Below are 18,027 nucleotides of genomic sequence, written 5' to 3' on the forward strand. Positions count from 1 at the left end.
TCCCGAGCCCGCCTCCAGTCGGTCCGGCGGGAGGCGGGCTCAGTCGTCGGTGGGGGTGCGGGCCCAGCCGCGGGCGTCGTCCGCCCAGAAGTAGCCGGGGGCGCCGCGCAGGCCGGCCGTGCGGAAGGGCTTGCCGTGGTCGTCGACCCGGAGGGTGCCCTGGCGGTCGCCGCTGCTCCACACCACCTCCAGGTACCAGCTGACGTCCTGGCCGGCCGTCGCCGCGTCGACGTTCAGCACCTGCGGATCGGTGGACGAGACCCGGTAGGGGAAGTCGGAGGTCCTGCCCTTGGCGTTACCCTCCGTCGCCGGGACGGGCACGGGCCGGGGCGCCGCCGCGTCCAGGTCGACGGCGAAGGCCGCCGGGGTGAGGCCGCCGCCGCAGCCCGAGCCCATCGTGTAGGCGTTCCACTTCGGCGCCGGGCGGGTGCTGACCACCTGTACGTAGAGGGCGTGCAGCACGACGGGCTTGTCCTCGGCGCCCTGCGCGGTCAGCTGCAGCCGCAGGTGGCCGCCGGGGACGGCGTGCCGGGCGGCCGCCCAGGAGTCCGTCCGCCGGCCGCCCGGAGGCGCGGGCGTCGTGCCGGGCGGCTGGGCGGACAGGAACCACTGGCCGCAGGGGCTGCCCCAGTTGTCGGTCAGGACGTTCACGTGGAACGGCGCGTCGTCGTCGGCGGGCGTGGGGGTGGGGGTGGGAGTCGGCGTGGGGGTCGCGGCCGAGGCCGAGGCCGAGGCGGGCGCGGGCGTGAGGGCGGGGGGCGTGGTCGGGTCGGCCGGAGGGGCGGGCCGGCCCGCCGTGTCGGGGGCGGTCGCCGCCGTGGTGGCGGGGGCCGACGGTCCGGCGCCCGCCGCCGGGGTTCCGGACCTTCCGGACAGCACGACCACCGGGATCAGCGCGGCGACCACGGCCACGGCGGCGGCGCTCAGCAGGATCCGGGTGGTGCGCCGCCCGGGGCGGGGCTCCCGGGCCGGCTGCTGCTCCGGCTCCTCCCGGACCGGGGCGGACGGCAGACCGGCCGCCGGGGGCTGCGGCCCGTCGACGGGCAGGGAATCCCGGACGGCCGGGGCCTCGCCGGCGGGCTTGTCCGCCTCGACGGGCCGGGGCTTGGTCGCGGGGGCGGGTGGGGCCTCGGGACGGGCGGCCGGGGAGCTCGGCTCCCGGCGGCGGGCCGCGTCCGCGAGGATCCACCTGCGGTGCAGCTCGACCAGCTCGTCGGCGCTCGCCCCGCAGACCCGGGCCAGCCGCTCCACCGGCGCGTACTCGTTGGGGACGGCCGCGCCGTTGCAGTAGCGGTGCAGGGTGGAGGTGCTGACGTGCAGCCGCGCGGCGAGCGTCCCGTAGCTGCGCCCCGAACGATCCTTCAGCTCGCGCAGCAGCTCGGCGAACTTCTCCGTCTCGACACTCATCCAGGTGCCCCCCTCGTCCCGCAGCGGCGTTCCAGGCTCCGCCGAATCCGCAGCTCACGGTACCTGTAGGCGTTCCAGCGTCCCGAATCGGCCGAGGGGTCTGGCGGCTGGGACAGGACCGGGGCGAGTCTGCGGTCCGGCGGCAGACCGCACCCCGGCCGGGGCGCCGCCCGACCGGCCGGGGCCCCTCCAGCGGAGAAGAGGACCCACCCATGACCATCCACCGGATCCTGATCCCCGGCACGCTCCTCGTTCTCGGCGCCGCCGCCTTCACCGGGTGCTCCGGCAGCCCGGCGGTCGGCGGCTCGACCGGGGCGGTGCCGCCGCCCGCCGCCGTGGTCACGCCCGCCGCCGTGGCCACGACCTCGGCCGGAGCCGTCGGCGGGCCCGCCGTCGCCCCGTTCAGGACGGCCCCGCCGCCCGCCGCCGCTCCGGTCCCGACCACCTCGGCGCCCGGCGCTCCGTCGGCACCGGCAGCCCGTCCCGCGGTCCCCGCCGGACCGGCTGCGGCAGGTGCCGGAGGGGCGGGTGCGGTGGGTGGTGCGCCCCGCCCGGCCTCCTCTGCGCCGGGCAGGCCCGCCACCGCCGCGCCGCGCCCCGCGTCCCCGGCGGCCCGGCACCCGGGCCCCGCGACGGTGCCCGATCGGGCACCGTCCTGCACGCCCGGACAGCTCGCCGTCACGGCGAAGCCCGTGTCCCACCCGGCCGGGCGCCTGCTGCTGACCGCGCGCAACACCGGGACGGCCCCGTGCGACCTGGGGCTGGTCGGTGTCGTCACCTTCGCGGGCGGGGTCGAGGCGACCGTTCCCGGGGGGATCGGCGGCGGTCCGAATGTCCTGATGCCGGGACAGGCCGGCTACGAGGCGGTCACGCTGGTCCGTGGGGGCGCCCCGGGCAGCGGCGCCACCGCGTCGGCGCTCACCGTCGCGCTCGACGGCGGCGCCACGGTGACCGTCCGCATCACGTCCTTCGTCCACGCTCCCTCGTCCGGCCTGTGGCGGCCGACCGAGGCCGAAGCCCTCCGGCAGTGACCGGCCGGACCCGACCGTGGAGCGGGCCGGCCGGGCGAACCGGCCGAGCGAACCCGGCAGAACCCAGCAGACCTCAGCAGAACCCGGCAGAACCCAGAAGAGCTCAAAGGAAAGAGGAGCACCCGGCATGCGCATCCTGAACCGACGTCCGAACCGCACCGCCGCCCCGCACCGCACCGACCGCACCGCGCGGGGCCCGCTCGCCGTCCTGCTGGCCGCCGCCGGGCTGGTGGCCGTGGCCGCGACGCCCGCCGCCGCCGTCCACGGCGGGTCGGACACGACGACCAGGGCCAACCCCTTCGTGATCGCCCTGGAGACGGCGGACGGCCAGCAGTGGTGCACCGGCGCCCTGATCGCCCCCACCAAGGTCCTCACGGCCGGTCACTGCGTCTCCGAGGCCGACGACCCGACCACGCTGCGGGTGATCGCGGGCCGGACCGACCTCACCGGCACCGGCGGCCAGGAGCGGCGGGTGAAGAGCTTCAAGGTCGACCCCCGCTTCACCTCCGCCCTGGCCCACGACTCGGCGGTGCTCACCCTCGACCGGCCGCTCCCGCAGCGGACGGTCCGGGTGGCGGGCAAGGGTGACGAGAAGCTGTACGGGTACGGCCGCACGGCCACCGTGTACGGCTTCGGGCGGACCGGGGACGGCAACCCGGGCACGCACCTGAAGAAGGCGGTGCTCACGCTCGCGCCGCCGGCCGACTGCTTCCCGTACGCCGACGAGGACGCCTCGCCGCTACTGAAGGTCTGCGGCATGCCCGGGCCCGGGACGACCGACAGCATCTGCAAGGGCGACTCCGGCGGTCCGCTGGTCGTGGACGGCGTGGTGATCGGTGTCGTCTCGACCGGCAACAAGTACTGCGACACCCAGATCCCGGTCTCGGTGTTCACCCGGGCCACCGACGTGCCCCGGTCGATCCTGAAGTAGCCGCCGGGCTCCCGGCACGTGGCCGGGCGGAGCGGCCTCAGGCCCCCGCCCGGTCTCGGCCTTCCTGGTCTCGGCCCTCCCGCTCTCGGCCTTCCCGGAGGACGGCGGCCAGCAGACCGGGGAACTCGGCCTCGACCGGAGCGCGCCGAAGGGACATGATCCGGGCCTTGCCGTCCGCGCGGGTGTCGGTGAGACCGGCCTCGCGCAGGATGCGCCAGTGGTTGGAGAGCGTGGAGCGCGGCACGTCGAGGCCCTCCGGGCTGCACGCGCACTCGCCGTCGGCGGCCATCCGCCGGACCAGTTCCAGCCGGACGGGGTCGCCGAGGGCGTGCAGGACCGCGGGCATCTCCACCGGGTCCTCCCTTCCGTCCGTTCTCCTACTCCTCGTAGTATGCGGCTCGATTCAACGTTTCGGGAAAATCGAAATGATCTCGGAGGGGTCCCGCATGCCCGTCGTCCGCACCTACACCCGCGTCTACGTCGACGACCTCGACACCGCCCTGCCCACCTTCGCCGAACTCACCGGCGAGCAGCCGTCGTTGCGCTTCCCCTACCGCGACCTCGAACTCGCCGCGATCGGCGGCCACCTGCTCGTCGCCGGCACCCCCGAGGCCCTCGCCCCCTACCGGGCCACCCACGCCACCCTGGTCGTCACCTCCCTCGACGAGATCCTCGCGCTCGTCGACGCGCGCGGCGGCGAGGTCCTCGACGGCCCCAACACCGTCCCCACCGGCCGCAACCTCACCGCCCGCCACCCCGGCGGCGCCGTCCTCGAATACGTCGAGTTCCACGCCGGGGCCCGCGCGACGATGGGCGGGCAAGCGTTTCCGGTGATCGAGTCGCTTCAAATCGAAGCGCATAAGCTGTAAGTATATTGATCCTATGGTAATTCCGGTGCCTCGATGCGAGGTTCCCATCCGACTTATGGCCGCATCAAGTGAGTGGAATGCGCTATATTGAATGCCCTCACATGGAAAATCGACCGAGGGCTCGGTGGGCTACGTGCTTGGCGGTGTGCAGGGCAATCCGATGGTGCTGAACTGGACGCGGAGGTCAGGGGCGGCCCCCTGGATTCCGGGGAGCGTGGAGACGATCATCCCGGGCCTTCGGGGCCTCCTGGAGAACGTCAAGCTGGATCCTGCGACCGATCGCACGTTCACGTGGCCCTCGACGGGAGCGGTCGTCACTGTTCGAGAGGCTCTGCAGGCCCTGGGTGCGTGCGGGTTGGTGGACCGCGCAGAGGGAGGTGCTGCGGCGGCTCTGACCCGTGAAGCGGAGACTTTCCTTGAGGGGAATTCCAATGAATTCCTGATGGGCCTTTTCCATTCGCGCGTCCGGTTCATCGGTGAGTCCCTGTCGGTCCTTCGTGATCCGATGACGCACGGGGAACTCAACCGGCGGGCTCGATCCGACTACGGGCTGGCCTGGGCGACACTGGACCAGGTCCGTCGCAGGGTGATGTGGCTCCGGGCCGCGGGTATGGCCGAGCTGTGGGTCGGGCAGAACAGGATCGTGGTCACGGATCGCGGCCGGGAGTTCTTGGACGGATTGGTCATCGCCAGGCCCGAGGATATTCCAGGAGTCGGGGTTGCCGTGCGGGAGGCGGTTCCCCTGGAACGGCCCGGACCGATTCTCGCCGGGATCATCGATTCCCTGGACCAGGAGAGCCTCAAGGGCCGGAGGGCGTTCGGCTACATCGCAGGCGGACTGTCGATCGAGTCGATCGGCGGCCTGGTGGACATGGCGTCGCCGAGGGTGCAGCGCTCCCGCTTCATCGACTGCTGTGCCGAGCGGCTGGGCGTGAGGCGCTCATCGGCCAAGCAGACACTGCAGACGCTGGTCTCGCTGGGGCTGCTGGAACAGACCGGTGTCGACGAGTTCGCCCCCAGTGGGCCCGCTCAGGAGTGGCGCTCCGTGGGTCGGTCGGTCGACCTGCTGCGCATCTTCCACTGCCGTGCGGCAATGGTCGGTGAGGTTCTGCTCGGATTCGCTCGGGCAAGTGAATCATCCGAGGTCCACAGGTGGATCTGTCATGCCTATCCGGGCAGCGCGGTGAGCCGGCCGGAATTGGCGAAGCGTATCGCGCTGCTCCACGAGACGGGCATGCTGGAGCGGATCGGTCACACGCGATATCTCGTGACGCCGCAGGGAAGCGAGTTCGTCGAGTCGACCCCGCACCTGGAGCCCGTGCATGCCGACTCCGGCTGTGCCGTGACGCTTCCGAAGGGTGACGCCGAGACGGGTGAGGGGTCGACGGCGAGGAGAGGGGTCCCCGGCAGTGCGGTGGAGCTTCTTGAATCAGCCGTCGACAGTGCGAACCCTTCGAGATTCGAGCAGGCCCTGGGGGCTGCTTTCGGGGAGCTCGGGATCCTGGTGGAGTCGCACGGTGGAGGGGGGACGACGGACCTCTGCCTGGTCTTCTGGATCTCCCCCACGGAGCGCAGAAGAGTGATCGTCGAGGCCAAGACGAGCGGCTCCGGAATCGTGGCGGAGCAGGGCATCGACTTCGACACCCTGGAGGAGCACCGGAAGCAGCTCGGGGCGGAAAGGATTGTTCTTGTCGGCCCTGCATTCGGCGGGCGCACTCTGAAGCGTGCCGCGGCCAAGGGTGTGGCCGTACTGACGGTCCTGGATGTCGTGGACCTGATCGCTCGCTCCGTCGACAGCAAGCCGCTGCCGGGTGAGGTCTTCCTGTCCGTCTTTCCGGATGCCCGGGACGAAGGTGCGGCCGATCCGTGGTCCGCGCTGGAGCGGGAGCTTCATGCGGTGAACCGGGTTGCGCGGGCGCTGTGGGAGGGGGGAAACGATGAAAGGGACATCGAGTACAGCCAGGGTGGCTTGACCATCCGTGACATCTGGCGGATGGGCAAGGAGGATCCGGATCCGCTCGATCCGGTCGAGATCGGGCAGGCCCTGGATTTCCTGACCTCCCCGCTGGTGGCCGGCGCGCTCGGAAGGCCCGGTGGCGACTACTTCGTCGCCACTGCGCCGCCGCACCAGGTCGCGGCGAGGCTGAGAGTGGTCGCGGGTGCCGTGGAGGCGGGACTGGCGCACCGCAGGCCGGACCGTGAAGGTCGGGCGGGGGCGGAACCCGTGGAAGGCGCCGGGGCCGGGGGGCGGCCGGGGGAGAGCGGGGTGGTCCCCGCACAGGTTCGGGCCTGGGCACTTGCGAACGGCCGCAGGGTGAGTGCTGCCGGCCGGCTGCCCGGCAGTCTGGTCGCCGACTACGTGGCGGCCACGCTCCCCGGAGTGTGATCGGAGCGGACCGGAGCGGCGAGCGGCCGGCGAGGCTCCGGCCTCCGCCATCCCCGACGAGCGAAAGGTGCTTGGGCTCACGACATGGCCCGGGTGTCTCAGATAATCTGATTCCATGAGGCTGATGACTGCCACCGAGGCTTCCAGAAGTTTCGCCGCCGTGCTCGACTCGGCCGAGCACGGCGAGACCATCGTCGTGACCCGCGGGGGTCGAAGGATTGCCGTCATCGGGCCGGCGCCGGTCGGCAATGGCGCAGCCCTCAACGATGTCATCCGGCGCTTCGGGCCGGACGACGACTTCGCGGCGGACGTTTCGTCCGCCCGCGCTCTGCTCGAAGACAAGGTGACAGAGTGGCCCGCCGACTGATCCTCGACACCGGCGTTCTGATCCGAGCCGAACGCCGTGCGAGTGCGAGCCCGTTCGGCCAGGACGACGACGTGGCGATCGCCGCCGTCACCGCGGCGGAGCTGCACCTCGGCATCGAACTGGCCGACGACGAGCGTCGAATCAGACGGCAGAGCTTCGTCGACGCGGTGCTCGCGGTGGTTCCGGTCGAGGACTACACCTCCGACACCGCGCGCATCCATGCCCGTCTGATGGCTCACGTCCGTCGTCAGGGCCGTCCGCGTGGTGCCCATGACCTGATCATTGCGGCCACGGCGTTGGCGACCGCGCGGACGATCGTGACCACCGACTCCGCGGCCGTTTTCGACGACCTGCCGGGTGTACAGGCGATCGTGCTGGGCGCCTCGGGCTGAGGCGTGCCGGACGTGGCGGCTCCACGGCCTCGGGCGGTGGGTGGCCGCAGGGATCGGCGCTTGCGCTCGGCGTCGGCGGCGCGCAGTCGGGGCGTCAGATGGCCAGGCGGGCGGCGATGCCGTCGAGGACGCAGTCGAGGCCGGTCTCGAACTGCCAGTCGGGGTCGTCCTTGCGGGTGGCCTCGGTGAGGTAGCGGCCGTACGCGGGGTAGCGGCCGGTGGACATCAGCCAGGTCATCCGGGGGGCGAGGGCGGCGCGGGTCGCGTCGCCGTCGGGCCAGCCCTGTTCGAGCTGCCAGGTCCGCAGGCCGACCTCGGTGGCGACCGAGCCGCGCACGTAGTCGGTCACGGTGCGGAAGACCGCCATCGTGGTGTCGGCGTCCAGGCCGTGCCCCGCGAGGGCGGCGAAGGCGTGCTCGGGGACGGCGAGCTGGTTCGGGGTGAGGGCGAGGGTGCCGGCCCGGACGGTCCACGGGTGGGCGAGGTTCATCGCGCGCAGGGCGAGGGCGAGGGCGCGCATGGTGGCGCGCCAGTCGGCGCCGGTGCGGTCGAGCGGGAGCTCGGCGTGGACGGAGTCGACCATCAGCTCCAGGAGCTCGTCCTTGCCGGAGACGTACCGGTAGGCGGCCATCGGGGCGACGCCGAGCGCGGTGGCGAGGCGGCGCATGGTGACGGCCTCCAGGCCCTCGGCGTCGGCGAGGGCGACCGCGGCCTCGGCGATCCGCTGCGGGGTGAGCGCGGTGCGCGGGGCGGGGGCGGGTCGGTCGAGGCGCTCCCAGAGGGAGGCGGGGGGCTGCTCCGCGGCGGTGTCCTCGTGCGGGGTCATGGGCGGCTCCTTCCGGTGGTGGCCGACGCCTGGGGACCGGCACTCGATGTGTACAACGTATCAGGAGTGGACGACGTACGCGGCTGTGTGTACGTTGTATCCGCAAGAGATACGTTGTACACATCGAGGGGGATCTCCATGTCCGCGAACACGTCCGCCGCCACCGCCGCGTCCACCGCCGCCGAGCCGCTGCGCGTCGCCGTCATCGTCGGCTCCACCCGGGCCGGCCGCTTCGCGCCGGTCGTCACCCGCTGGCTGCGCGAGCACCTCGACGCCCGGGGGGACCTGGAGGTCGACGTGGTCGACCCGGTCGAGACCCCGCTGCCCTCCGAGCTGCCGTCCTTCGGCGACCCGGCCGCGCCCGGCACGGAGGAACTGCTCGCCGCCGTCTCGCCCCGCCTGGCGGCCGCCGACGCCTTCGTGATCGTCACGCCCGAGTACAACCACAGCTACCCGGCGCCGCTGAAGAACGCCCTCGACTGGCACAACCACGAGTTCCACGCCAAGCCGGTCGCCTTCGTCTCGTACGGCGGGATCTCCGGCGGGCTGCGCGCCGTCGAGGCGCTGCGGATCGTCCTGGCCGAGCTGAACGCCGTGACCATCCGCAACACCGTCAGCTTCCACGGTGCCTGGGAGCGGTTCGACTCCGACGGCAAGGCGATCGACCCGGCCGCCGACGCCGCCGCCAAGACCCTGCTCGACCAGCTGACCTGGTGGGCCCAGGCGCTGCGCGACGCCAAGCGCGTCCGTCCGTTCACCGGCTGAGCGCGGGGACGGGGACGGGGGAGGGGAACGGAACGATGAAGCGGTTTCCCTGGCTCGGGGTGATCGGGCTGATGCTCGGGATCTTCCTCGGCGCACTCGACGGCCAGATCGTCTCGACGGCGCTGCCCACCATCGTGGGCGACCTCGGCGGGCTGGAGCACCTCTCCTGGGCGGTGACCGCCTACCTGCTCACCTCGGCCGCCGCCACCCCGCTCTGGGGCAAACTCGGCGACCTGTACGGGCGGAAGGGTGCCTACCAGTGGTCGGTGGTGCTGTTCCTGGCGGGCTCGGTGCTCGCCGGGCTCGCCCGGTCGATGGAGCAGCTGATCGCCTTCCGGGCCCTGCAGGGGGTCGGCGCCGGCGGGCTGATGGTCGGCGCGCTCGCGGTCGTCGGGGTGCTGGTGCCGGCCGGGGACCGGGGGCGGGTGCAGTCGGTGATCGGCGTGCTGATGCCGGTCGCGTTCGTCGGCGGGCCGCTGCTCGGCGGGTTCCTCACCGACCACCTCAGCTGGCGCTGGGCCTTCTACGTCAACCTGCCGGTGGGGGTCTTCGCCCTGGCGGCGGTCGCCGTCGGCGTCCGGCTGCCGGACGCCCCCCGGACCGGGGCACGGATCGACTGGGCCGGCGCCGGACTGCTCACCACCGGGGTCCTGGCGCTCACCCTGATCGGCAGCTGGGGCGGTACGGCGTACGGCTGGACCTCGCCGCAGGTGCTCGGCGCGGCCGCGGTCGCCGCGGTGGCGCTCGGCCGGTTCGTCCGGGTTGAGCGGCGGGCCGCCGAACCGCTGATCCCGCCCGCGCTGTTCCGCCACCGCGCGGTCACCGAGGCGCTGGCGCTCGGCTTCCTGCTCGGCGCGCTGATGCTCGCCCTGGTCGGCTACCTGCCGCAGTACCTGCAGTTCGTCCAGGGCGCCTCGCCGACCACCGGCGGGCTGCTCCTGGTGCCGCTGATGCTCGGCATGATCGGCAGCCAGCTCCTCACCGCCCGACTGATGGCCGGGGGCGGCGCCGGGCGCCGCTACCCGCTGCTCGGCAGCGCCGTCGCGCTGCTCGGCACGCTGCTGCTGTTCACCCTCGGCACCGACACCCCGAGGCTGCTCGCCTCCGCGTCGACCGCCGTCGCCGGGGCCGGGATCGGGCTGGTCATGCAGAGCACCCTGCTGGCCACCATGGCGGCCGTGCCGCCGCGCGACATGGGGGCCGCGATGGGGTCGGTGATGCTGTTCCGGACGATCGGCGGCTCGCTGGGCATGGCAGCGCTCGGCGCGGTCTACACGGCCCGGCTGTCGTCCTCCCTCGCCGGATCGCTCGGCCCGGACGCCGCCGCGGGCCTCTCCGCCGGCGGACTGTCCCCGGCCGCCGTGGAGCTCCTCCCCGGGCAGGCCGCGGACGCCGTCCGCGCCGCCGTCACCGAGGGCCTGCACGGCACCCTCCTCGGTGCCGCCGCGGTGGCCGCCGCCGCGGTCGCCGTCGCCGCCCTGGCCCTCCGCTCCCCGGGCCCGGCTGCGGTGCCGGCCGAGGCCCCGTCCCCGGCACCGGCACCGGCCCCTGCCCCGGAGTCCGCGGGCACCGGCTGACCGCCCCGCCGGCGACGCCCGCCCGGCCGACGACGCCCGCCCGGCAGCCGACGCCCGGGCGGGCGGGCCCGCTGAAGGTGCCGCCGGGTTCGGCTGCCCGTGAACGGCGAGGCCCGGTGTCCCGGACGAAGGTTTCGTCCGGGACACCGGGCCTCGGGGCTTCACCGGCCGGTGTCGGCCGTCAGCACTCGATGACGTTGACCGCGAGGCCGCCGCGCGAGGTCTCCTTGTACTTGATCTTCATGTCGGCACCGGTCTCCTTCATGGTCTTGATCGCCTTGTCGAGGGAGACGTGGTGGCGGCCGTCGCCGCGCAGCGCCATCCGCGCGGCGGTGACGGCCTTGACCGAGGCCATGCCGTTGCGCTCGATGCAGGGGATCTGGACCAGGCCGCCGACCGGGTCGCAGGTGAGCCCGAGGTTGTGCTCGATGCCGATCTCGGCGGCGTTCTCGACCTGCTCGGGGGAGCCGCCGAGGACCTCGGCGAGGCCGCCCGCGGCCATCGAGCAGGCGGAGCCGACCTCGCCCTGGCAGCCGACCTCGGCGCCGGAGATGGAGGCGTTCTCCTTGAAGAGCATGCCGATGGCGCCGGCGGCGAGCAGGAAGCGGACGATGCCGTCGTCGTCGGCGCCCGGGATGAAGTTCAGGTAGTAGTGCAGGACGGCGGGGATGATGCCGGCCGCGCCGTTGGTGGGGGCGGTGACGACGCGGCGGCCGGAGGCGTTCTCCTCGTTGACCGCCATCGCGTAGAGCGTCACCCACTCCATCGCGTTCGCCGGGCCGATGCCCTCGGCGCGCAGCGCCCGGGCGCCGGACGCGGCACGCCGGCGGACCTTGAGGCCGCCGGGGAGTATCCCCTCGCGGGACATGCCGGCCCGGACGCACTCCTGCATGACGCGCCAGATGTCCAGCAGCCCGGACCGGATCTCCTCCTCGGTCCGCCAGGCCTTCTCGTTCTCCAGCATCAGGCCGGAGATGGACAGGCCGGTCTCCCGGCTGAGCCGGAGCAGTTCGTCGCCGGTGCGGAAGGGGTACTTCAGCACGGTGTCGTCGGGCTTGACCCGCTCCGCGCCGATCGCGTCCTCGTCGACGACGAAGCCGCCGCCGACCGAGTAGTAGGTCTTCTCCAGCACGGTGGAGCCGTCGGCCCGGAAGGCCCAGACGGTCATGCCGTTGGCGTGGTACGGCAACGAGCGGCGGCGGTGCAGCACCAGCTGGCTGTCGGGGTCGAAGTCGATGGGGTGGGTGCCGAGCAGGTTGAGCCGCTTCTCGGCCTTGATCCGCTCGACGTCGAGGTCCGCCTGGTCGACGTCGACCGTGCGGGGCGAGTTGTTCTCCAGGCCGAGCAGGACGGCCTTGGGGGTGCCGTGGCCGTGACCGGTCGCGCCCAGCGACCCGTACAGCTCGGCGCGGACGGCCGTCACCTCGGTCAGCAGGCCCTCCGACTTCAGGCGGCGGGCGAACATCCGGGCGGCGCGCATCGGGCCGACCGTGTGGGAGCTGGACGGGCCGATGCCGATGGAGAAGAGGTCGAAGACGCTGATGGCCACGGAGGGACGTCCTTGTCTGTCTCGTGGGAGGAGCGGGCGGGCGGGTGCTGACACGGGACGGGGCACCGCGCGCACTCTCCAGTGTGCGCGGTGCCCCGGAATCCCAGGTGGCCCGGCGGGGTGAGGCCGGTCACCTGCAGCCGAATTACAGGTTCGGGTAGAGCGGGTACTTCTCGGCCAGCGCGGTGACCCGGGCCTTGAGGGAGGCGGCGACGGTCTCGTCGAAGGCCGGCTTGAGGGCCTCGGCGATGATGTCGGCGACCTCGCGGAAGTCCTCGGCCTGGAAGCCGCGGGTGGCGAGCGCCGGGGTGCCGATCCGCAGGCCGGAGGTGACCATCGGCGGGCGCGGGTCGTTCGGGATGGCGTTGCGGTTGACGGTGATGCCGACCTCGTGCAGGCGGTCCTCGGCCTGCTGGCCGTCGAGCTGGCTGTTGCGCAGGTCGACCAGGACGAGGTGGACGTCGGTGCCGCCGGAGAGCACGGAGGCACCGGCCTCGGCGACGTCCACCTGGAGCAGGCGCTCGGCGAGGATCCGGGCGCCGTCGAGGGTGCGCTGCTGGCGCTCCTTGAACTCCTCCGTGGCGGCGACCTTGAAGGCGACCGCCTTGCCGGCGATGACGTGCTCCAGCGGGCCGCCCTGCTGGCCGGGGAAGACCGCGGAGTTGATCTTCTTGGCCCACTCGGCCTTGGAGAGGATGACGCCGCCGCGCGGGCCGCCCAGGGTCTTGTGGGTGGTGGTGGTGACCACGTCGGCGTACGGCACCGGGTTGGGGTGCAGGCCGGCGGCGACCAGGCCGGCGAAGTGCGCCATGTCGACCATCAGCAGCGCGCCGACCTCGTCGGCGATCCGGCGGAACGCGGCGAAGTCGAGCTGGCGCGGGTAGGCGGACCAGCCGGCGATGATCAGCTTCGGCTGGTGCTCCTTGGCGAGGCGCTCGACCTCGGCCATGTCGACCTGGCCGGTCTTGTCGTCGACGTGGTACGCGGCCACGTTGTAGAGCTTGCCGGAGAAGTTGATCTTCATGCCGTGGGTCAGGTGACCGCCGTGGGCCAGCGAGAGGCCCAGGATGGTGTCGCCCGGCTGGATCAGCGCGAACATCGCGGCGGCGTTGGCCTGCGCGCCGGAGTGCGGCTGGACGTTGGCGTGCTCGGCGCCGAACAGGGCCTTGATCCGGTCGATCGCGATCTGCTCGACCACGTCGACGTGCTCGCAGCCGCCGTAGTAGCGGCGGCCGGGGTAGCCCTCGGCGTACTTGTTGGTCAGGACCGAGCCCTGGGCCTCCATGACCGCCACCGGGGCGAAGTTCTCGGAGGCGATCATCTCCAGGGTGGTCTGCTGGCGGTGCAGCTCGGCGTCGACCGCGGCGGCGATCTCCGGGTCGAGGGAGTGCAGGGACTGGTTCAGAACCGTCATGGTGGGGTCTTCCCGGGAGGAGAGAAGGAGGAGTCGCGCGCGCCGCGCCCCCGCGGGGGCGGCAGCGGGCGACGGGAGGGCGAAGCCGGCGGGCGCGGGGCGGCCGCCGCGCTGCGGCCGCCCCGGCGGAGGGCTCAGGCCGAGGGGTTGGTGAGCGCGGTGTACTCGTCCGCGCTCAGCAGCTCGTCGGTGGACTCGACGCGCACCTTGAACAGCCAGCCGCCTTCGAAGGGCTCGCCGTTGACCAGCGCGTTGTCGTCCAGGACGGCCTGGTTGACCTCGGTGATCTCGCCGGTCACGGGCGAGTACAGGTCGCTCACCGACTTGGTGGACTCCAGCTCGCCGCAGGTCTCACCGGCGGTCACGGTGTCGCCGACCTCGGGCAGCTGCACGTAGACGATGTCACCGAGGGCGTCGGCCGCGTGCTTGGTGATGCCGACCGTGGAGACACCGTCCTCGGCGGCGGTCAGCCACTCGTGCTCCTTGGTGTACTGCAGGTGCTGGGGGTTGCTCATGACGTCATTCTCCAGGATGGGAAGCGGGTACGACGAAGCGGCCCGGTGGGCGGGCATGCCTCGGGAGGGGGAAGGGTCAGCGGGCGCGCTTGTAGAACGGCAGCGCCACGACCTGGACCGGCTCGTGCTTGCCGCGCACGTCCACCGCGACGGTGGTGCCGGGGGCGGCGTGCGCCGCGTCCACGTAGGCGATCGCGATCGGCTTGCCCAGGGTGGGGGAGGGGGCGCCGGAGGTGATCCGGCCGATCGGCTCGCCGTCGGCGGAGACCACGCTGTACTCGGCGCGCGGGACGCGCTTGCCCTCGGACACCAGGCCGACCAGCACCCGCGGCGGGTTGGCCTCGGCCTCGGCGGCGGCCTTCTCCAGCGCCTTGCGGCCGATGAACGCACCCTCGTTGGTGGTCTTGTCGAAGCGGACGACCCGGCCCAGGCCGGCGTCGAACGGGGTCAGCTCGGTGGACAGCTCGTGGCCGTACAGCGGCATGCCCGCCTCCAGGCGCAGCGTGTCGCGGCAGGAGAGGCCGCACGGGACCAGGCCGCGGCCGGAGCCGGCCTCGGTCAGCGCCTGCCAGATCTGCTCGGCGTCGCCCGGGTTGCAGAAGACCTCGAAGCCGTCCTCGCCGGTGTAGCCGGTGCGGGCGAGCAGCACGTCGCGGCCGGCCACCTGGGCCGGGAGGATCGCGTAGTACTTCAGGCCGGGCAGGTCGGCGTCGGTGGTGTCGGCCAGGATCGCGGTGGCCTCCGGGCCCTGCACGGCGATCAGCGCGTAGGTGTCGCGGTCGTCGGTCACGACGGCGTCGAAGCCCTTGGCGCGGGCGATCAGCTCGTCCAGCACCAGCTGGGCGTTGGAGGCGTTGGCGACGACCAGGAAGGCGTCCTCGCGCAGGCGGTAGACGATCAGGTCGTCCAGGATGCCGCCGTCCTCGGCACAGATCATGGTGTAGCGGGCGCGCAGCACGCCGAGCGCGGAGACGAAGCCGACCAGCGCGTGGTCCAGCATCTCGCCGGCCTGGGGGCCGGTGACGGTGATCTCGCCCATGTGGGAGAGGTCGAAGAGGCCGGCCTTGGTGCGGACGGCGAGGTGCTCCTCGCGCTCGCTGCCGTAGCGCAGGGGCATGTCCCAGCCGGCGAAGTCGGTCATGGTCGCGCCGAGGGCGCGGTGCAGCGTGTCGAGCGCGGTCAGGCGGAGGGACGACATGGCCAGGAACTCCTCGGTCGGGGCACTCAGGGGTGCACGCGCGCCGGAAACCGGCCCTGCTCGGGACCGGCCCTGCGCGCGGGCATGCGGCGGCTGGGCCTCCCCATCTGTCGTCGGACCTGAGAGCTTCACCGCGCGCTGTCCTACGGGAACAGCATGGCGGCTTGCACCGTGGGTGGGCGGACGGCAGGGCCGTGCGCCGCTTTCCAGATGTGCCTAACCCGTGCGGTAGGGGTGCCTGAGAGATTCCGGGGAGGACTTGCTCCTTCGGCGCCGGCTGTGCCGCCAGAACGGGGCACTCCGGACTCTCCCGCGCGGGTTCGAGCGGCCGGTATGGAGTTAGCGGCCCCGGCGGCGAAGACACCGAGACGCGGACATCATGGCACGTCCGTCCGGATGAGGGGAGAGGGGGAGGGGCCGGGCCCGGGGGAACGGGGCGCCTCGGAGCAGGGCCGGGGCGCCGCCCGATAGGCTGCGGGGCGTCGGCGAGCAGCAGAGGGCGGTACAGCGGCGCATGGGGAACCCGGTGGAGCAGCAGCAGGGGTGGGGCGGCCAGGAGCCGGTGCCGCCGGGCGGCGGATGGCCGGCCAACGAGCTGGAGCAGGTGCTGACCGCGGCGCTCGGCGACCCGGGCGCGACCCCCCGGGTGATCGAGGTGCTGGCCCGCAGCCAGGTGTGGATCCCGCTGCCGGCCGGCGGCGACCCGCAGGGCGAGTCGCTGGACCTGCCGACGACCGAGCTGGCCGGCGAGCCGTACGTGCCGGTGTTCTCCTCCCAGGAGGTCTTCCTCCAGCAGGCGCCGGGGATGGCCTTCGCGGTCGCGCCGGTGTGGGAGTTCGCCCGCGGCCTGCCGCTGGGCATCGGGGTCGCGGTCAACCCAGGGGCCGCGGTGGGCATCCCGGTGCCGCCGGAGGGCGTGGCCGAGCTGCGCCGCGGGCCGCGCGAGGACCGCTGGGAGGTCCAGGACGGGCCGTCCGGCGGCCGGGTGGCGCTGCGCGAGCCGGTGCCGGGCGAGGACCCGGAGCTCTTCCTGACCGCCTGCCGGGGCGAACTGTCCGCCCTGCCGGGGGTGTTGACCGCACGCCGGGCACTGGCCAGTGTGGAGGGCGAGCCCACCGTGATGTTCGTGGGTGTCCAGCTCGACCCGCTGGCCCCGGCCGATCCGGGGGCGGTGAACGAGGCACTGGGGCGCGCACTGGGAACCGCGCCGCTGCCCGGCGGCGTCCACCTCGTACTGCTCGACCTCGCGGACGATCCGGTGGTCGACTGGTTGCTGAACCGGGTCGCCCCCTTCTACACGCGGGGTTGATCCGGTCCCCGGCCGCCGTCGGGCGGGCGAGCGGGACGGACCCTGGCACGTCGGCGTGGCGGTGGTCGGCGGCGCCCCATAGGGTGCGTGCTGACGGCCGCCGGGCCGCCGGTGGCAGACGAGGAACGAAGAGGCGCAGCGAGGTGGGCGCATGAGTGCGGGAGCGGTAGCTGGCGGTGCACCGGGGCCCTGGGGCCAGGCACCCACCGGGCGTCCGGATCCGGGCGCGCTGGAGCGTGCCCTGCGCGAGGTGGCGCCGGAGCGCTACGACGCGTACGAGACGCTGCTGCACGCGCTGGCCGAGGGGCAGGTCTGGATGCTGCTCTGGCACGGGACGCCGGGCAGCGCGGACGCCCAGTACGGGAACATGGAGATCAGCGGGCACGGCTACGCGCCGGCCGTCACCTCGCCCGAGCAGCTGGCGGCGTCCGGCTGGGCGCGGGCGCACGAGGTGATCTCCGGACGGGAGATCGCGGCCTCGCTGTACCGGACCCGCTGGGGGCTCTGGCTGAACCCGCACGCGCCGGGCGGCGGTGTCGGGGTGCCCTGGGCGGACCTGCGGCGGGTCGCGGCGGGGCTGGACCGGCTGCCGGCCGGACCGCTGAAGCTGAGTGAGCCGCAGGTGCCGGCGCAGCAGTTCTTCGCGCTGCTGGAGCGGCAGGCGGTCGAGGTGCGGGCGGTGCGGGCGCTGCGCCGGGCCTGGGTGCGCCCGACGGTGGGTGAGCCGTACCTGGCCATCGGCCTGGACCTGTACGAGAGTTCCCCGCCCACGGTGGAGGCCGTGCGGGCGCTGATGCAGCGGGCGATCGCGGTGGCACCGGAGGGCCTGGCCGTCTCGACGGTGGCGATGGCGGACGAGTTCGACCCGGTGGCGCTCTGGATGCGGGCCAACGCGCGCCCGTTCTACGACCGCGAGGCGGCCGGGCAGGGGAGGCCGCAGGCGCCGTACCCGCCGGTGCCGCCGCCGTACGCCTCGCAGCAGGGGCCCGGGTACGGCTACGGAACGCACCCGCCCGCGCCGGGCTGGCCGGGGCAGCAGCCGCCGCCCCAGCAGCCGTGGCCCGGCTACCCCGGGCGCTGAGCCGCCGAACAGCACATTAACTGCCCTTTACCGAGGCCGGTCTGACGAAAAGTCAGACCGGCCTCGACGATTTCCGGACGAACTTCCCGAAGTCGGTGGAAGTCATCTTGACATGGCTGCTACAGCTGTGTGAAGAGGGATATGCCGGAGATTCGAGAGGTGCATGGGCGCAGATCACAGTTGGGCATCTCTCGGTTGGCAGGGCTGGCGCAAGCCAGTTCGGATGGCAGAGAGTTCTGCAACAGCCGCCGCGCGTGGTTGGCGCCTCACAAAGGCGAACGCGCAGACGGACCGCATGATCCACGTGATGCCCATGCCGCGTGGCAGCAGTACTGAGCACGTCGTACCGCTGGGAACACCGCAACCCGTACCTCTGCATGTCCGCACGTCCGCACCAGCCGTACCGCCGA

Annotated in this window: 17 protein-coding genes and 1 riboswitch; of the genes, 10 read left to right on the forward strand and 7 right to left on the reverse strand. The window is 73.1% G+C overall.

The genetic code is table 11. The features are described 5' to 3' along the window. Positions 1–39: 39 nt before the first annotated feature. Positions 40–1,407: a helix-turn-helix domain-containing protein gene (locus AC067J_RS14095; protein ID WP_478298841.1), complete on the reverse strand. Its 1,368-nt coding sequence runs from the start codon at positions 1,405–1,407 to the stop codon at positions 40–42. Positions 1,408–1,619: 212 nt separating this feature from the next. On the opposite strand from AC067J_RS14095, the gene AC067J_RS14100 reads away from it, so the two are divergent. Together AC067J_RS14100 and AC067J_RS14105 are read left to right on the forward strand one after the other, a co-directional pair. Further along, positions 1,620–2,438, forward strand: a complete 819-nt coding sequence (locus tag AC067J_RS14100) for a hypothetical protein (protein ID WP_478298843.1) — start codon at positions 1,620–1,622, stop codon at positions 2,436–2,438. A 127-nt stretch (positions 2,439–2,565) separates the two neighbouring features. Further along, positions 2,566–3,369 (forward strand): S1 family peptidase, encoded by an 804-nt coding sequence (locus AC067J_RS14105; RefSeq protein ID WP_478298845.1) that lies wholly within the window; start codon positions 2,566–2,568, stop codon positions 3,367–3,369. A 37-nt stretch (positions 3,370–3,406) separates the two neighbouring features. Here AC067J_RS14105 and AC067J_RS14110 read toward each other — a convergent pair whose 3' ends face one another. Next, a complete protein-coding gene (locus tag AC067J_RS14110) occupies positions 3,407–3,715 on the reverse strand; it encodes an ArsR/SmtB family transcription factor (RefSeq protein WP_478298984.1) in 309 nt (102 codons plus the stop codon). 100 nt (positions 3,716–3,815) lie between these two features. Here AC067J_RS14110 and AC067J_RS14115 point away from each other — a divergent pair, with 100 nt between their 5' ends. The 4 genes from AC067J_RS14115 to AC067J_RS14130 all read left to right on the forward strand — a co-directional run bounded on the left by AC067J_RS14115 (position 3,816) and on the right by AC067J_RS14130 (position 7,383). Further along, the gene (locus AC067J_RS14115; protein ID WP_478298847.1) at positions 3,816–4,238 is read left to right on the forward strand and encodes a VOC family protein; all 423 of its coding nucleotides are present in this window, start codon (positions 3,816–3,818) and stop codon (positions 4,236–4,238) included. Between the two features lie 214 nt (positions 4,239–4,452). Then, positions 4,453–6,624, forward strand: a complete 2,172-nt coding sequence (locus AC067J_RS14120) for an Lsr2 family DNA-binding protein (protein WP_478298849.1) — start codon at positions 4,453–4,455, stop codon at positions 6,622–6,624. A 124-nt stretch (positions 6,625–6,748) separates the two neighbouring features. Continuing rightward, complete coding sequence (locus AC067J_RS14125) at positions 6,749–6,991, forward strand: type II toxin-antitoxin system Phd/YefM family antitoxin (protein WP_478298850.1); 243 nt, start codon at positions 6,749–6,751, stop codon at positions 6,989–6,991. Then, positions 6,976–7,383 carry a PIN domain-containing protein gene (locus AC067J_RS14130; protein WP_478298852.1) on the forward strand — a complete coding sequence of 136 codons (408 nt, stop codon included), beginning with the start codon at positions 6,976–6,978 and terminating at the stop codon, positions 7,381–7,383. Before AC067J_RS14125 ends, AC067J_RS14130 begins: the two co-directional genes overlap by 16 nt. A 94-nt stretch (positions 7,384–7,477) precedes the next feature. Here the strand turns inward: AC067J_RS14130 and AC067J_RS14135 are convergent, their stop codons facing one another. Continuing rightward, the gene (locus AC067J_RS14135) at positions 7,478–8,209 is read right to left on the reverse strand and encodes a TetR/AcrR family transcriptional regulator (RefSeq protein ID WP_478298854.1); all 732 of its coding nucleotides are present in this window, start codon (positions 8,207–8,209) and stop codon (positions 7,478–7,480) included. Between the two features lie 138 nt (positions 8,210–8,347). Here AC067J_RS14135 and AC067J_RS14140 point away from each other — a divergent pair, with 138 nt between their 5' ends. Then, positions 8,348–8,974, forward strand: a complete 627-nt coding sequence (locus AC067J_RS14140; RefSeq protein WP_478298856.1) for an NADPH-dependent FMN reductase — start codon at positions 8,348–8,350, stop codon at positions 8,972–8,974. Between the two features lie 35 nt (positions 8,975–9,009). Then, positions 9,010–10,551 carry an MDR family MFS transporter gene (locus AC067J_RS14145; protein WP_478298857.1) on the forward strand — a complete coding sequence of 514 codons (1,542 nt, stop codon included), beginning with the start codon at positions 9,010–9,012 and terminating at the stop codon, positions 10,549–10,551. Positions 10,552–10,732: 181 nt separating this feature from the next. On the opposite strand, the gene AC067J_RS14150 is transcribed toward AC067J_RS14145, so the two are convergent. The 4 genes from AC067J_RS14150 to gcvT all read right to left on the reverse strand — a co-directional run bounded on the left by AC067J_RS14150 (position 10,733) and on the right by gcvT (position 15,227). Further along, positions 10,733–12,100 (reverse strand): L-serine ammonia-lyase, encoded by a 1,368-nt coding sequence (locus tag AC067J_RS14150; protein ID WP_478298859.1) that lies wholly within the window; start codon positions 12,098–12,100, stop codon positions 10,733–10,735. Positions 12,101–12,245: 145 nt separating this feature from the next. Further along, positions 12,246–13,514 (reverse strand): serine hydroxymethyltransferase, encoded by a 1,269-nt coding sequence (gene glyA / locus AC067J_RS14155; protein WP_478298861.1) that lies wholly within the window; start codon positions 13,512–13,514, stop codon positions 12,246–12,248. Between the two features lie 134 nt (positions 13,515–13,648). Next, positions 13,649–14,029, reverse strand: coding sequence for a glycine cleavage system protein GcvH (gene gcvH / locus AC067J_RS14160; RefSeq protein WP_478298863.1), 381 nt, complete (start codon positions 14,027–14,029; stop codon positions 13,649–13,651). A 76-nt stretch (positions 14,030–14,105) separates the two neighbouring features. Then, a complete protein-coding gene (gene gcvT / locus AC067J_RS14165; RefSeq protein ID WP_478298865.1) occupies positions 14,106–15,227 on the reverse strand; it encodes a glycine cleavage system aminomethyltransferase GcvT in 1,122 nt (373 codons plus the stop codon). Positions 15,228–15,443: 216 nt separating this feature from the next. Continuing rightward, positions 15,444–15,550, reverse strand: a riboswitch (glycine riboswitch). A 191-nt stretch (positions 15,551–15,741) separates the two neighbouring features. On the opposite strand from gcvT, the gene AC067J_RS14170 reads away from it, so the two are divergent. Both AC067J_RS14170 and AC067J_RS14175 read left to right on the forward strand, forming a co-directional pair. Continuing rightward, a complete protein-coding gene (locus AC067J_RS14170; protein WP_478298866.1) occupies positions 15,742–16,536 on the forward strand; it encodes an enhanced serine sensitivity protein SseB in 795 nt (264 codons plus the stop codon). A gap of 151 nt (positions 16,537–16,687) precedes the next feature. Continuing rightward, positions 16,688–17,617 (forward strand): enhanced serine sensitivity protein SseB C-terminal domain-containing protein, encoded by a 930-nt coding sequence (locus tag AC067J_RS14175; RefSeq protein WP_478298868.1) that lies wholly within the window; start codon positions 16,688–16,690, stop codon positions 17,615–17,617. Positions 17,618–18,027: the final 410 nt, after the last annotated feature.

It is taken from the genome of Kitasatospora sp. NPDC042419 (genome assembly GCF_056437345.1).

Bases quoted from the DNA above. Each gene is read 5' to 3' on its own strand.
- AC067J_RS14095 (WP_478298841.1), bottom strand. From the start codon at position 1,407: ATGAGTGTCGAGACGGAGAAGTTCGCCGAGCTGCTGCGCGAGCTGAAG.
- AC067J_RS14100 (WP_478298843.1), top strand. From the start codon at position 1,620: ATGACCATCCACCGGATCCTGATCCCCGGCACGCTCCTCGTTCTCGGC.
- AC067J_RS14105 (WP_478298845.1), top strand. From the start codon at position 2,566: ATGCGCATCCTGAACCGACGTCCGAACCGCACCGCCGCCCCGCACCGC.
- AC067J_RS14110 (WP_478298984.1), bottom strand. From the start codon at position 3,715: ATGCCCGCGGTCCTGCACGCCCTCGGCGACCCCGTCCGGCTGGAACTG.
- AC067J_RS14115 (WP_478298847.1), top strand. From the start codon at position 3,816: ATGCCCGTCGTCCGCACCTACACCCGCGTCTACGTCGACGACCTCGAC.
- AC067J_RS14125 (WP_478298850.1), top strand. From the start codon at position 6,749: ATGACTGCCACCGAGGCTTCCAGAAGTTTCGCCGCCGTGCTCGACTCG.
- AC067J_RS14135 (WP_478298854.1), bottom strand. From the start codon at position 8,209: ATGACCCCGCACGAGGACACCGCCGCGGAGCAGCCCCCCGCCTCCCTC.
- AC067J_RS14140 (WP_478298856.1), top strand. From the start codon at position 8,348: ATGTCCGCGAACACGTCCGCCGCCACCGCCGCGTCCACCGCCGCCGAG.
- AC067J_RS14145 (WP_478298857.1), top strand. From the start codon at position 9,010: ATGAAGCGGTTTCCCTGGCTCGGGGTGATCGGGCTGATGCTCGGGATC.
- glyA (WP_478298861.1), bottom strand. From the start codon at position 13,514: ATGACGGTTCTGAACCAGTCCCTGCACTCCCTCGACCCGGAGATCGCC.
- gcvH (WP_478298863.1), bottom strand. From the start codon at position 14,029: ATGAGCAACCCCCAGCACCTGCAGTACACCAAGGAGCACGAGTGGCTG.
- gcvT (WP_478298865.1), bottom strand. From the start codon at position 15,227: ATGTCGTCCCTCCGCCTGACCGCGCTCGACACGCTGCACCGCGCCCTC.
- AC067J_RS14170 (WP_478298866.1), top strand. From the start codon at position 15,742: ATGGGGAACCCGGTGGAGCAGCAGCAGGGGTGGGGCGGCCAGGAGCCG.
- AC067J_RS14175 (WP_478298868.1), top strand. From the start codon at position 16,688: ATGAGTGCGGGAGCGGTAGCTGGCGGTGCACCGGGGCCCTGGGGCCAG.